Genomic DNA, 13651 nt, shown 5'->3' on the forward strand with positions numbered 1-13651 from the left:
AGGCTGGGGTCTATTCATTAATAAGCTACAACTTTCTCTAAGCGCCAGTCTTTGCCGTTAAGCTTAAAGATGAGTTGTGTTTCGACTCCGTTAGACAATCCACGGAAGGTGACAATCCTGCGACCAGACTCTGAATACTTCTGGCCATAGAGGATGTTATAAATCATATCGTGTGGAAGTTCTGGTAGGAATGATGACCATTCTTCAGCAGGGATAGTGGTGTTGACCACGTTTGTCTCCTCACCATTAGGGTCTGGACCAGTATAAGCTAATGGACTCTTCACAAATCCCTTACCGCCATTCGCAAAGAAGCGAGAAAGGAAGGTGAAGAATGATGCGTTATAACTCTCCCCGAATGGAATGTTACGAATCTGATTCAACTTCCAGCTACCATCCTGATGATCAAACCAATATTGCTCAATCATGCCTTTCTTCAAGTGTATCTTTTCAACGATAACACTATCCAAATCGGTAGACTTAGAGAACTTCATCTGCTTCTCATTATCGAAGATAAGCGTATAATAACCCTGCTTACGGAAGAAATAATCCATCTTCCAGTTCTCACGGGTTAGTTCAGTAGTCTTTGTACCATTTATTACAGGCAGTGGAAACTTGATACGATTGCTCTGCAGCTTCTTGTTAGCAATGAAGTTGAAGAAGAAATCATCAAACAGTTGGTCTGCTGCCTTAGGCATAGGAGTAGCGGCAATCACTTCTGTCACAGAGTCAACACTGTCGACAGTGTCAGCTTCTTCCGTACCTGTAGAATCTTGGCTTGTACTATCAGTTCCCTCTACTTTCTTATTAGTGCAGCCAGTGGTAACAGCCACCATAGCCACACACACACACACAATAAGTAAAAAAGCTTTTCTCATACTCTCTTTTTATTCATCTCAAATTTGCTGCAAATGTACAATATTTATTTCTAATAAGATAGGTTTTTTATAAATTTATATTAGGGTAATTTCTCCGTTACGATTATAAATTGTACCTTTGCAGGAAAATAATCAAGAACTATGTTATTAGACAAGATAGAAGAACTTCTCAAGGAAGTGAGCGCACTCACGGCTAAGAGTGCTGATGATGTGGAGCAACTCCGTCTGAAATACCTCAGTAAAAAGGGCGAAATCAATGCGTTGATGGGTGAGTTCCGTAATGTGGCAGCCGACCAGAAGAAGGTTGTCGGCATGAAGATTAATGAACTTAAGCAGAGTGCACAGAACAAGATTAACGAACTCAAGGACCAGCTTGAAACAAGCGAGGCACAGAGTGATGATATTGATTTGACTCGTACTGCTTATCCAATCAACCTCGGTACACGTCATCCATTGACGCTTGTAAAGAACGAGATTATTGATATCTTTGCTCGTATGGGTTTCACTCTCTATCAGGGTCCAGAGATTGATGACGATCAGCACGTCTTTACAATGTTGAACTTTGCTGCGGACCACCCTGCACGTGATATGCAAGATACCTTCTTCATTGAGCGTAGCAATACGATGGACGTTACAAAGAATGTCATTCTTCGTAGTCATACTTCTAATGACGAGGCACATTATATGTCTACACACGAACCTCCAATTCGTGTTCTTTGTCCAGGTCGTGTGTATCGTAATGAGGCTATCTCGGCACGTGCACACTGCTTCTTCCATCAGGTTGAGGGTCTTTATGTTGATAAGAATGTAAGCTTTACCGACCTCAAGCAGGTGCTTCTCACCTTTGCTCGTGAGATGTTCGGTGTAGATACAAAGATTCGTCTTCGTCCAAGCTACTTCCCATTTACTGAGCCAAGCGCAGAGATGGATATCAGTTGTAACATCTGTGGCGGTGAAGGCTGTGGCTTCTGTAAGCATACTGGCTGGGTAGAGATTCTTGGTTGTGGTATGGTTGACCCACACGACCTTGAGGCTTGTGGTATTGATCCTAATGTATATACAGGTTATGCCTTCGGTATGGGTGTTGAGCGTATTGCTAACCTCAAGTATCGTGTTAGCGACCTCCGTCTCTTCTCAGAGAACGATACCCGTTTCCTCCGCGAATTTGAAGGTGCATAGTGTTGGGTGATGGGTGTTAAGTCTTAGGTGTTGAGGGTCACTTAGGTGATGAATGTTAGATGTTGGGTGTTGATAAATAGCTCTTTCTCTAATCGAGCTACCTCTACTATACACTACATTTACTAATGATTTTTGTTGAGTTTGAGTGATAAATAATGGGTGTTGATGAAGCTTTATGCTATTCATCAACACCCATTCTCGTTTCTATATATTCTGCTTAATGAGTAGTTTCAGATAATGGATAAACTCTAATTAGGTAGAAGTTGTCCACTAACTTTGAGTCGTCAAACTTCTTTCTAACGGCAAATATCATTCTTGTTGCTAACGTTCTTTCATGTGGTTGACGTCTAATAAGATGCGTGCTAAGGCTTAGCACCATGTGTGCGGAGCCTTAGCACAACACGTGCGGGGCCTCCGCACGTTCGTCAAAGAGGGTGTGTGAGCCTTATTCTTGTCATTCTTTTTATTTAAAAACAAGGCTGACTAACCTTTGTGAACCCCACTTTCATGGTTACCACCAGTATTTCTCACGTAACATATCATCATCACCCAATATCTATCATTCATCACCTATCACATCATCAACACCTAATACCCATCACTTATCACCCAATAGCTTACAAAATCTCACGTGCTATCCACGCACAAGCTTCCGCATCGGCGAGGGCGTGATGGTGGTCGGTTAGCTCATAGCCACAGGCAGAAGAAACCGTTTGCAACTGATGGTTTGGAAGATGAGGGAGCATCTGACGTGCTGCTTTCAGCGTATCATAGAATTCATAATCAGGATAATCCATTTGATAGGTATAGAAAGATGCCTTCAAACAACCTTTGTCAAATGGTGCGTTGTGGGCTACCAATGGCAGACCTTCTATCATGGGTTCTATCTGCTTCCACACCTCACTGAATACGGGTGCACCGTCAGTATCTGCACACGTCAGTCCATGCACCTGCGTACATCGCCAATGATAATAATTCGGTTCGGGCTGTATAAGAGAATAGAAGCTATCGACAATCTCTCCTCCCCTTACTACTACCACGCCCACCGAGCATACACTACACCGCTCAAAGTTTGCTGTTTCAAAGTCAATCGCTGCAAAGTCCTGCATAGTTTCTCTATAAATTTGTTGGTCGTTTGCTACATCTTAAATCTATAGATGAGGCTCTATGTTTGTTTAGACAAAGTCTCTTTGTTCATTCTTGACAACCATAATAGTCATAGTACATATCCCATAAGGTATCGGAAAAACCCCAACCACATTGTGTTGAATTAAGCATACTTTCAATTCTCTGTCTGAAATGCTCCTCAAGGTTATGGTCGGAAATATGCTTCAAGGCTTTCTCAAAATTCGTTTCTAATGTAGTATAATACTGTTCCCACATATCACCGAAGGTCATTGTGTATTCACATCCCAACTCTATATAGTAAAGCATTAAATCTCCAAGACTAATGGCATCAGCCTTCAACTTCTTGAAGTCGGAGATTGCCTTGCGGCAAGTTGCAAATGAAGGCTTGTCTGAAAAGCCCCGAGCAGGGAAGAATTCATTGCGAATAATCTTTTTGTACTTTTCCAATGCATCGCTATAATCAGGTGTAAGATACATTTCCAGATACATCTTCGCTTCTGCGCTCGCATCATACAGACTCAACACAAGGTTCATTACGTCTTCCTTAGGTAGTACTGCCAGATGCTTCTTTAGTTTTAATTTGGTCATATCAGAATCCTCTCCACATTAGTGTTTATTGTTAACATAAAGTTGCTACGCACAAAGTTACAACATTATTTCTATTCTTTTAACTTGATAACGAGATATTTCCAATCTTTTTCTTACTTTTGCAAAGGGAGCATCTACTGCTATAAAGAATACTTTCTATGGAAGAAAACAATTACACACCAAGTTTAGATAAATACCAGATTCCTGTTGTTGAAGCCAGTCAGGGACATCATCTTGTGTTGGCATCACCGGGATGTGGTAAGACACATATCCTTGCAGAGAGGATAAGATACGCACGAGAAAGAGGTGTGAAGTATGAGGATATGCTTTGTCTGACGTTCACAAATCGTGCTGCAAGGGAGATGACCAACCGTATTCAAAAGGTAGTGGGAGGTGATTTCTCTGAACTAATGGTGGGTAATGTGCATCGTTTTTGTTCTAAGTTCCTTTTTGAACAGGGACGTATACCAGCCGATTCTGCCATTATTGACGACGAAGAGGCGGTGAGTATTATTGCGGATTATCGCAACGAGGACGAAGAAGGAGTGACAAGAGACTTTAATCGATACAAAGGTTATCAGACGATTATCTTCTTTCAGCATTTCATCTATCAGATGGAACACCAGCATCCATGGAAGTATTACCTCCATCCAGAGAGTTTCACGGATGATGATAGAGAAGCTGTAAAGCATATCTGTACCTCACAAAAGATTGAATATGACGAGCAGGCGGTGGTGAATATCTATCATCATGCACAGGAATACATGGACGAAGCGAATGCACCTGGGCTTGACGGGAAGACGGCTGATAGGATTCGTGTACTGCTTTGGAAGATGTATTACGCAAATTGTTACGCCCGATATAAGGAGGAAAATCATCTTTTCGATTTCGAGGATTTGCTTCTCTATACATACGATATCTATCGTTCTGACCCTACCTGCAAGCGTTATCCATGGATACAGGTCGATGAAGTGCAGGATCTTAACGGTATGCAGCTCGCTATCATTGACTTGCTGACAGCAGAGGACAACCCGATGGTGATGTACTTAGGTGACGAACAGCAGGCAATCTTCTCTTTTATGGGGGCAAAAGTGGAAACGCTGACACTGTTGAAGATGCGCTGTAAGGGTAATATACATCACCTACAACGTAATCATCGTTCCCCAAAATATCTACTTGACGTCTTCAATGACTATGCAGAAAAGCAACTGAAGATAGACCGCGAACTACTTCCTCTTTCCGATAATGACACTAAGGCAAAGTCAGGCGACTTGAGAATCATACATAGTAGTACGATTGAAGCAGAACACAAGGATGTTGCCACTGAGGCTCTCCGCCTTTATGAGCAAAATAAGGAAGAGCGTACAGCCATCATCGTTAGTGCCAATTCGGATGCTGATCGTATCAGTGATGCGATGACAGAAGTAGGACTAACTCACTTTAAGGTCTCTGGTCGTGACCTTTTCGATACACCCGATGTCAAGTTGTTGTTGGTACATTTGAGTGTTCTATCCAACGAACATAACTCTATTGCGTGGACACGTATCATGAAAGGTGTGCGTGCCTTCCCTTCTCATGCCCTTGCTCGCCGATTTAATTGGAAGCTAAAGCAGTTGGCACTATCGCCTTCTGATTTTCTACTTTATCCCGATAGCTGTTATACAGCTGAGTTTCTTCGTGCATACAATGAGGAGGAAATCGTTGTATTTGATACTGAGACAACGGGCTTGAGCATCTTTCAAGATGACATCATAGAGATAGCTGCCATCCGAATTAAGGGTGGGGAAGTGGTTGGTGAACCGCTTGATCTCTACATAGAAACCGATAAGCCGATTTCGCCAATGCTCGGTGATAAGGAGAATCCGATGTATGCTATCTATCATAAAAAGATGGCTACTGGCGAATTGCTTGCTCCTATTGATGCGCTACAACGTTTCCTAACATTCGTGGGTACAAGTCCTATGCTCGGCCATAACGCTAACTATGATTATAACATATTGGACAACAATCTGCAACGTTACTGCAATGACACGATGCAGGCACGTGAGAACCGCTGCTTCGACTCGCTCAAACTGATAAGACTATTGGCTCCAAGTCTTCATTCCTACAAGTTAGAGAGCCTTCTTGAAAGCTTTCAGCTGACAGGTGTTAATAGTCATCAGGCGATTGATGATGTGAAAGCAACTATCAGTCTTGTACGCCTCTGTGCTGATAAAGCACGTGAAAAGCAAGCGCAGCAAGAGGCTTTCATTCATCACCCGAAGGTGAAACCCTTTGCTAACGTGCTTCGTAGCAATTATGGTGAACGCTATCGAGAGGCTGTCAACCGACTTTATCAGCTATCAACCAACCATGAACCAGCTCTTGTAAGCGAACTCTCTACTGCTTATAATGCCTTTCGTTCTGATGGTTTAATCAACGACATCCCCCGATTAGACTATATCCTCCGTTACCTCCGCATAGATATGCTGACAGACGAAACGGTTGCTAATGCCCTTGCACCACAGCTCTCACAGTACGTAATGGATATTAATACGCTGAAAGAAGCCGACTTCTGTAATAGTAAAAGTATTCTTGAGCGTATCTATGTGACGACTGTTCATAAGGCAAAGGGGCTGGAGTTTGATAATGTTATCATCTTTGATGCAGCCGATGGACGCTACCCGAACGCCTATAACAAGACGAAACAGCAGGACGAGGAAGACGCTCGTAAATTCTATGTAGCTATGTCGCGTGCTAAACATCGACTGTTCATTGCCTATGCCCTGCAGATGGTCGATCGCCATGGAAGGGTTTTCAACCGTGATTTGACACCCCTAATGGATAGCATTCAAAAGTATTTTAATTAGGATTGAGCTACATCAAACAACTGATATAAAATAAGAAAGAAACAGATGGAACAATAAATTTTACCTGTTATTTCTTTTAAAAGGAAATAAATTATACCTTTGTAGTGTTAGAGTGAAATGTTGGATAGCTAAGGAAAAGATATTAGCTAAATCTTTCTTGTATTCATAAACTAATAAAATCAGGATAATATGACAAAAGAAAAGTTCTTCTCTGCAATGGGATGGGTTGGTATGGTGACAGCTGTTTTAATGTATGTTTTCTACCTACCACAGATAGAAAGTAACCTCGCAGGCAACAAGGGTTCTTTTATTCAGCCATTTATGGCAGGTGTAAACTGTACCTTATGGGTTGCTTACGGATTGTTTAAGGAGAAGCGTGATTGGCCAGTAGCAATTGCTAACACACCGGGTATCATCTTTGGTTTTGTAGCAGCTTTCACTGCATTGTAAGTCAAAACAATATAAAATGAGTGTCCTCTTCATTCTTTCGGATGAAGAGGATTTTTGTTTTATGGCTGAAAATCAAATCAATTACATTGCCATCTGCAAAACTTTTATTATCTTTGTCGTAGCTAATAGCACCTATTTTCGAACACTACAAACGAACAACAACGATGCGTATGAAACGATATCAAACAGCCCTAACACTGCTCTTTCTCACCTTTCTACTGACTGCCTGCAAGACAAAGACGGCTGATGGGCAGAAGGATTCGGGAGTCGCAGCAGGTCATTTCCCTGACCAGAGGGAATATCTAAAGGAGTTCAAGGACGACATTGTCATCATGGAATGTGAAGATTACGACTTCAATACGGCTCCAATAGGTATCGGAAATAAGTTCTTTACGCTGTTACATGGATGGGTATATACCGATGGTGTCCTCTCTCATACCATAACAGGTGAGGGACTGACAGAGGGTATTTTGGTGCAAGACTTCCCCAATTATGAGGATTTGAAAGAATATGGTGGCTATTATGTTTCGGATAAACCTTATATCAAGATGAAGCTTTATCGCACGAAGGATGCCGTTTGGTTTATGAATAAGCGATATCCCATTGCACGAGAAAATGGTGATAGTATCTTCTCTCCGTTAATGAAAACAGAGTATGGGAATAATCAATCTGTATGGATATTTGTGGGGGATATTCCTTTTAAAAACAATTAATCGAAGCGTATGAAGACTATACTACTTATCTTTTCTTGTCTCCTTCTACTCTGTTGCACAACAGAGAAGCGAAAGGTAAAAACCGTCCATTCTCCAAATGATACTGTGGATGTCTACGCAAAGGATGTGACGGGGCAAAAAATATACAATGTTATTTCCGAGAAGGCAGTAACGGTTAATGGAGACTCGTTATTTGGTAAGATAAGAAAAGAGGTCCCGAAACAGTTGAATGACAAGGAGTTTGAACTTGCAAAAACCATTGTAAGGAAGTATATAAATAAGCATCAAGATGATTATCTGCCTTTTGATTCCTATTTTCAGCAATACTTAGGTTATAAGAAAGGGGGCGTTTTGATGACTGATGTCGCCTTGTTTTCAGATTACAGAATTGTCTATCAAAAGGGAGTTACAGGTATTACTTGCGAAGACTATAGGGTGAAATTTAAGTATCTGAAGGAACTTGGGAAGGAGCGTAAGATGCTTACAATAAACTTGGATAAGGGAGTTATCGTAAATGAATAGGACGATTTAAGATATGTCACTTATCTTTTTTGTCGTACGAAGTTAACTTCTTTTTCCTCGTTCCACAGCAACCCTTTGATAATCAGTATACTATCGCGTAACTCCATGACTTTGCAGCGGTTAGTATCATTCTCGTTATAGGTCAGAAAAAGCGAGTCGTTCACAAAGTGGTAACTATTAAACCACCTGCAAGTGTCTCCTATGCCTGGGTCGTATGCTACAGTAGAGTCCGTCACGTCAAGGGTTGGACGCATACCAATGTCAGTCTTTTCCACACCTGCCCAGTTTCCTATAAATTCTTTGGGGTAAACGGGTCCATCGTTTCTGTCGCAAGCAGCGAGCAAAACAGACAAGAGAATAGAAAGTAAGTAGTATCTCATACCTCACGAATTTATCAATATCAACAATCACGATAAGTGCATATACTAAAAAGGCTGACCAAAATGGAATCATAGTCTATAGCCCCTTTATGATATAAACGCCGTCAGCATCATAAAATTGTTTAGTATAAAGGTTTTCTTTTGATGATTGCAAATGTTGCAAAACTACTCTTTAGTGAATTGAATTTTATTTACATAATGAGCGCGCTTTGGTGCTTTAAAAGACGATAAGACGAGCTAAAAGAATGCCTTTGTAAGTTACATAGAATCAGTGAGTTGCATAGTCGTATTTTAAAAGATGCTTAGTAAGGCTTCAAAAGGGCGTTACTTGGACCTCAAAAGGGCATCTTTTGCAAGCCAAAAGGGCGTTAATTGGAAGCCAATTTATGCTCTTTTTGTTTTTAAGATTAGATTTTTCTTTACAATAATTCTTATCCTCGCAAAAACTATAGAGAAGAGAATAAGGTGAAAGTGTAAAAAGTGAAAAGTTCTTCTGTTACCCTGTCTTCAGGCAATTCAGTCTTCGTTCTTCTGTTACTTTGTCTTTTCTTTATTCTGTCTACAAACAACTGGTTAACTTGTCTACTGGTTAACTTGTTAATCAAAGAAATGTTCTTCAGTCTTTGTTCTTCTGTTATCCTGTCTTTATATTACTCTGTTTCAAAGCTGTTTAGTTATCTTGTCTATATCAACTATGATAATCATAATAATGAACTTTGAAATCTGAGATGTCTGACCGCTATAAACGAGAAAACCGCAGGACGAAAGTCCTACGGCCAATTTCTCTCTTTTTCTGTTCGTTCTCTGATTACTTAACAGAGTCAGCAGCTGCAGTTGAATCAGCAGCAACAGTATTAGCAGCTGAATCAGAGCTGAGTGAATCTACAGTTGAATCAGCTGTAGAGTCAGCGTTAGCAGCTGGCTTAGAGTTGTTACCACAAGATGCGAAAGAGATAGCTGCGATAGCTACGAACATTAAAACTAATTTCTTCATTTTCTTTGCTTTTTAAATCTGTAAAACAATCATTTGTTTGTTAAAACGATGCAAAGGTAAGTATTTTTTTTATTCGGCAATAATTTTTTTAGAACTTTTTTTGTTCTTCTTTTGTAACAAATTCATAAATCACTGATAATCAGTGTTATGTGAATGTTAAATAAATATTAATGGTTTTGATGTGTGCCTACACAATTTCAGAATCCTTGCTTTTTAGTGGTCTTAGAGGGTCTGTTTCACAGTGTAAAATCTTATTTTCTTAGTCTTTCTTATCTTTTCAAATGTGTAAACGGGTCGTATTTCTTTGGTTTTGTCTTCATTTTACTGTAACTTTGCAAGTTATATGATAGATACAGCAGCATTTCAAGGCAAGACAGCCAAGTTCTATACTTTGGGTTGTAAACTCAACTTTTCAGAGACAAGTACCTTCGCGCGTACCTTATATAATATGGGCGTACGTGAAGCGAAGAAGACTGAGCAGGCAGATATTTGTCTGATCAATACTTGTTCGGTTACAGAGGTTGCTGACCATAAGTGTCGCCAAATTATTCATCGTATGGTGCGCCAAAATCCTGGTGCTTTCGTTATTGTAACTGGTTGCTATGCTCAGCTTGAGAGTGCAACAGTGGCAAAGATAGAAGGTGTAGACCTTGTATTGGGTAGTAATGAGAAGGCCGACCTTGTACAGTATCTTAGTGATGCGTGGAATAAGGTAGATACAGATAAAAACAAGGAAACGTCAGAGGGTGAGTATCACTCTGTAAAGACGAAGGATATTAAAAGTTTCCAAGCAAGTTGCTCACGTGGTAATCGCACACGCTACTTCCTAAAGGTGCAAGACGGATGTAATTACTTCTGCACTTATTGTACGATTCCCTTTGCACGTGGATTCTCTCGTAACCCGACCATTCAGTCACTTGTTGCGCAGGCAGAAGAGGCTGCAAGAGAGGGAGGAAAGGAGATTGTGTTGACGGGAGTTAATATAGGTGACTTTGGTAAGACCACAGGTGAGAGCTTCTTAGACCTCGTTAAGGCATTAGATAAGGTAGAGGGAATACAGCGTTTTCGTATTAGTTCGTTGGAACCTGACTTGATCGATGATGAGTTGATAGCGTATTGTGCAGAGTCACGAGCGTTTATGCCACATTTCCATATCCCACTTCAGAGTGGTTCTGACGAGGTGTTGGAGTTGATGCACCGCCGTTATGACACGGCACTCTTTGCTCGTAAGATAAAACTTATTAAGGAAAAGATGCCCGATGCATTTATAGGTGTGGATGTGATGGTAGGTTCTCGTGGTGAACGACCAGAGTATTTTGAGGATTGTTATAACTTCCTTGACTCCCTGCCAGTCACCCAACTCCATGTCTTCCCTTATTCAGAACGACCAGGAACAGCGGCATTGTCAATCCCTTATGTAGTGGATGACCGTGAGAAGAAACACCGTGCACATAAGCTTTTGAAGCTCTCTGATGAGAAGACACGCGCCTTCTATGCAGAGCATATAGGGCAAGAGGCAGACGTCCTCTTTGAGAAAGCGGCACGAGGTAAGGCTATGCACGGCTTTACAGATAACTATATTCGTGTAGAATTATCGCCCGATCAGGCAAAGGAAGAGTATGACAACCAGATTCTTCGAGTACGATTGGGAGAGTTTAATTTCGACCAAAGTTCATTAAAGGCAGAACTCTTATGAAAGTAGCGATAGTCATATTGAACTGGAATGGACGAAGCATGATGGAGCAATATCTCCCTTCTGTGCTGAATTATTCACGTGATGAGGCAGAGGTTATCATAGCCGACAATGCTTCAACAGATGACTCTGTCGCATGGCTGAAAACAACCTATCCACATGTTCGAGTGATAGAATTAGCTGAGAACTATGGCTTTGCAGAGGGGTATAATCGTGCACTAAAGCAAGTAGACAGCGAGTATTACGTGTTGTTAAACAGTGATGTTGAGGTGACGCACCACTGGCTTACACCCCTCATCGAGGAGATGGATGCCCATGAGGATATAGCAGCTTGTCAGCCAAAGCTACTCTCTGTTGCTAATCGTGACGCTTTTGAGTATGCTGGTGCATCGGGAGGTTTCATTGATCGTTATGGCTATCCGTTCTGTCGTGGACGCATCTTTGACACGGTGGAGGATGATAATGGACAATATGACAATGCGGAAGAGGTCCTCTGGGCAACAGGTGCTTGCTTGATGATACGTGCTAAGGACTATTGGGCTGCAGGCGGATTAGACGGCAGATTCTTTGCCCATAATGAGGAAATCGATCTCTGTTGGCGACTGCATCAGATGGGTAGGCGCATCTTTTGTTTCCCAGAAAGCTATGTTTATCACGTTGGAGGCGGCACATTGCCTAAGTCAAACCCACGTAAAACCTTTCTAAACTTCCGTAATAACTTGACCATGTTATGGAAGAACTTGCCAGAAGATGAGTTGAAACATGTCATGCGTGTACGATGGTTCTTAGACTATTTAGCTGCATTTCAAACGCTGATTCTGAATCGTAATTGGGGTGAATTTAAGGCGATTTTCTCAGCTCGTAGGGCTTTTAAAAAGTGGCGACATGAGTTTGAGAGATTACCTATTCGTCTTGATGGAGTGGTAAAACATCGAGAAAATCTCCCTTTATGCACAAATGATGGACGTAAGAAATATGCCCTTCTTTGGCAATATTACGTGAAGGGTCGTAAGTTTTTTAGTTCCTTATCTGAATGAAAATAGGATATAGTTGCATGTTATTTTAATATTTTTAGCAAAACACTTGCATTTTAAAATATATTTTAGTAATTTTGCAATCAATACTCAAATATTGTAAAAAGTAACCAGAAAGTAACCAGTGAGATATCTCTATTTCATATTATTAGTTGTTCTGTTCACCTGTGTAGGCTGTCAGTTCAAACTTTCATCTGATGACGTGAATGATAATTCACTGTTATTAGAGATAGATCGCTATGACCGTTTGGAATATCGTTACTTGACAACAGGTGACTTCTCTGCACTTCAGCAGATGAATACAGAGTATCCGATAGAGACCCGTACACTGATAGAAGATGTTGTAAAGATAGGTGAGATAACCGATCCAGACATTAATACAAAGTTCCTGAAGTTCTATCAAGACACAACCTTACAGTCAGTCATTGCTGCTGTAGAGTCGGAGTTTGCGAATACAGAAGACCTTGATCATCAGTTTAGTACAGCTTTCAAACATCTGAAGCAGGCTTTGCCAAACATAACAATTCCAAGAGTCTATGCACAGATCTCGGCTTTAGACCAAAGTGTTGTTGTGGGTAATGGTACTATCGGTATCTCGCTCGACAAGTACCTCGGTCCTAATTACCCTTTGTATGCGAAGTTCTATTCGCCAACACAGCGTAAGCAGATGTCACGTGAATACATTCTTCCAGATTGTATGACATTCTATTTGATGAGTATCTACCCTTTACAGCATTTCGAGTCACGTCCGCAGTTAGAGCGCGACTTGCAGATTGGCAAGATACAATGGATTGTTAATCAGATAATGACAAAGCGTATCTATCACAGTCGATACGAGGAAGCCGTAGATAACTATATGAAGAAGAATCCTAAGACCTCATACGAGGAACTGCTTCGTATGACAGATTTCTCCAAATTTACTGTTGTGGAGAGTTAATGGTGAAGGTTTAACGGACTCATAAGAAATATATTATCCCCTCTCAGAACCAACGGCAATGACCGTATAAAAGGTTTTGCAGAGGGGATAATTGTATCTAATAGGTTATAGCATTTTATCTCCAATAGTCTTTTTAAGGCTAAATCATTTTTACCTAAACTATATATTATAAGGTAATATGCCCTTAGCACAAGTGGTGCTAAGCCTCCGCACCACATGTGCGGAGCATCAGCACAAGGTTTGAATAGGGCTGGTGAACTTTGTAGCTATCATTTTATTTGTTGTAAGATACAAATAGCTGACTTACAA

Annotated in this window: 13 protein-coding genes; 8 read left to right on the plus strand and 5 right to left on the minus strand. The window is 40.9% G+C overall.

All coding sequences use genetic code 11. The features are described 5' to 3' along the window. Nucleotides 1-17 precede the first annotated feature (17 nt). Complete coding sequence (locus tag PMEL_RS10145) at nt 18-875, minus strand: DUF4348 domain-containing protein (RefSeq protein ID WP_120175145.1); 858 nt, start codon at nt 873-875, stop codon at nt 18-20. Nucleotides 876-1016: 141 nt separating this feature from the next. On the opposite strand from PMEL_RS10145, the gene pheS reads away from it, so the two are divergent. Further along, the gene (gene pheS, locus PMEL_RS10150; protein ID WP_120175146.1) at nt 1017-2054 is read left to right on the plus strand and encodes a phenylalanine--tRNA ligase subunit alpha; all 1038 of its coding nucleotides are present in this window, start codon (nt 1017-1019) and stop codon (nt 2052-2054) included. A gap of 617 nt (nt 2055-2671) precedes the next feature. On the opposite strand, the gene PMEL_RS10155 is transcribed toward pheS, so the two are convergent. Then, nucleotides 2672-3163, minus strand: a complete 492-nt coding sequence (locus PMEL_RS10155) for an exonuclease domain-containing protein (protein WP_120175147.1) — start codon at nt 3161-3163, stop codon at nt 2672-2674. 85 nt (nt 3164-3248) lie between these two features. Continuing rightward, on the minus strand, nt 3249-3770 hold the full coding sequence (locus PMEL_RS10160) for a DUF6155 family protein (RefSeq protein WP_120175148.1): 522 nt from the start codon (nt 3768-3770) through the stop codon (nt 3249-3251). Between the two features lie 158 nt (nt 3771-3928). Between PMEL_RS10160 and PMEL_RS10165 the strand changes: the two genes are divergently transcribed. From PMEL_RS10165 to PMEL_RS10180, 4 genes are all read left to right on the plus strand, one after another. Then, the gene (locus PMEL_RS10165) at nt 3929-6619 is read left to right on the plus strand and encodes a 3'-5' exonuclease (protein ID WP_120175149.1); all 2691 of its coding nucleotides are present in this window, start codon (nt 3929-3931) and stop codon (nt 6617-6619) included. A gap of 189 nt (nt 6620-6808) precedes the next feature. Then, on the plus strand, nt 6809-7069 hold the full coding sequence (locus PMEL_RS10170; RefSeq protein WP_120175150.1) for a SemiSWEET family transporter: 261 nt from the start codon (nt 6809-6811) through the stop codon (nt 7067-7069). Nucleotides 7070-7239: 170 nt separating this feature from the next. Then, entirely contained in the window at nt 7240-7782 is a 543-nt protein-coding gene (locus tag PMEL_RS10175; protein ID WP_231999424.1) for a hypothetical protein, read from the plus strand. 9 nt (nt 7783-7791) lie between these two features. Continuing rightward, nucleotides 7792-8304 (plus strand): hypothetical protein, encoded by a 513-nt coding sequence (locus tag PMEL_RS10180; protein WP_120175152.1) that lies wholly within the window; start codon nt 7792-7794, stop codon nt 8302-8304. A 20-nt stretch (nt 8305-8324) separates the two neighbouring features. Here PMEL_RS10180 and PMEL_RS10185 read toward each other — a convergent pair whose 3' ends face one another. Together PMEL_RS10185 and PMEL_RS10190 are read right to left on the minus strand one after the other, a co-directional pair. Continuing rightward, nucleotides 8325-8684 carry a hypothetical protein gene (locus PMEL_RS10185; RefSeq protein ID WP_120175153.1) on the minus strand — a complete coding sequence of 120 codons (360 nt, stop codon included), beginning with the start codon at nt 8682-8684 and terminating at the stop codon, nt 8325-8327. 808 nt (nt 8685-9492) lie between these two features. Next, complete coding sequence (locus tag PMEL_RS10190) at nt 9493-9678, minus strand: entericidin (protein ID WP_120175154.1); 186 nt, start codon at nt 9676-9678, stop codon at nt 9493-9495. Nucleotides 9679-10021: 343 nt separating this feature from the next. Here PMEL_RS10190 and mtaB point away from each other — a divergent pair, with 343 nt between their 5' ends. From mtaB to PMEL_RS10210, 3 genes are all read left to right on the plus strand, one after another. Beyond that, a complete protein-coding gene (gene mtaB / locus PMEL_RS10200; RefSeq protein ID WP_120175155.1) occupies nt 10022-11374 on the plus strand; it encodes a tRNA (N(6)-L-threonylcarbamoyladenosine(37)-C(2))-methylthiotransferase MtaB in 1353 nt (450 codons plus the stop codon). After that, nucleotides 11371-12408, plus strand: coding sequence for a glycosyltransferase family 2 protein (locus PMEL_RS10205; RefSeq protein ID WP_120175156.1), 1038 nt, complete (start codon nt 11371-11373; stop codon nt 12406-12408). Before mtaB ends, PMEL_RS10205 begins: the two co-directional genes overlap by 4 nt. 121 nt (nt 12409-12529) lie before the next feature. Then, nucleotides 12530-13342 carry a gliding motility protein GldB gene (locus PMEL_RS10210; RefSeq protein WP_120175157.1) on the plus strand — a complete coding sequence of 271 codons (813 nt, stop codon included), beginning with the start codon at nt 12530-12532 and terminating at the stop codon, nt 13340-13342. Nucleotides 13343-13651 lie beyond the last annotated feature (309 nt).

It is taken from the genome of Prevotella melaninogenica (assembly GCF_003609775.1).
Lineage (GTDB): Bacteria > Bacteroidota > Bacteroidia > Bacteroidales > Bacteroidaceae > Prevotella > Prevotella melaninogenica_A.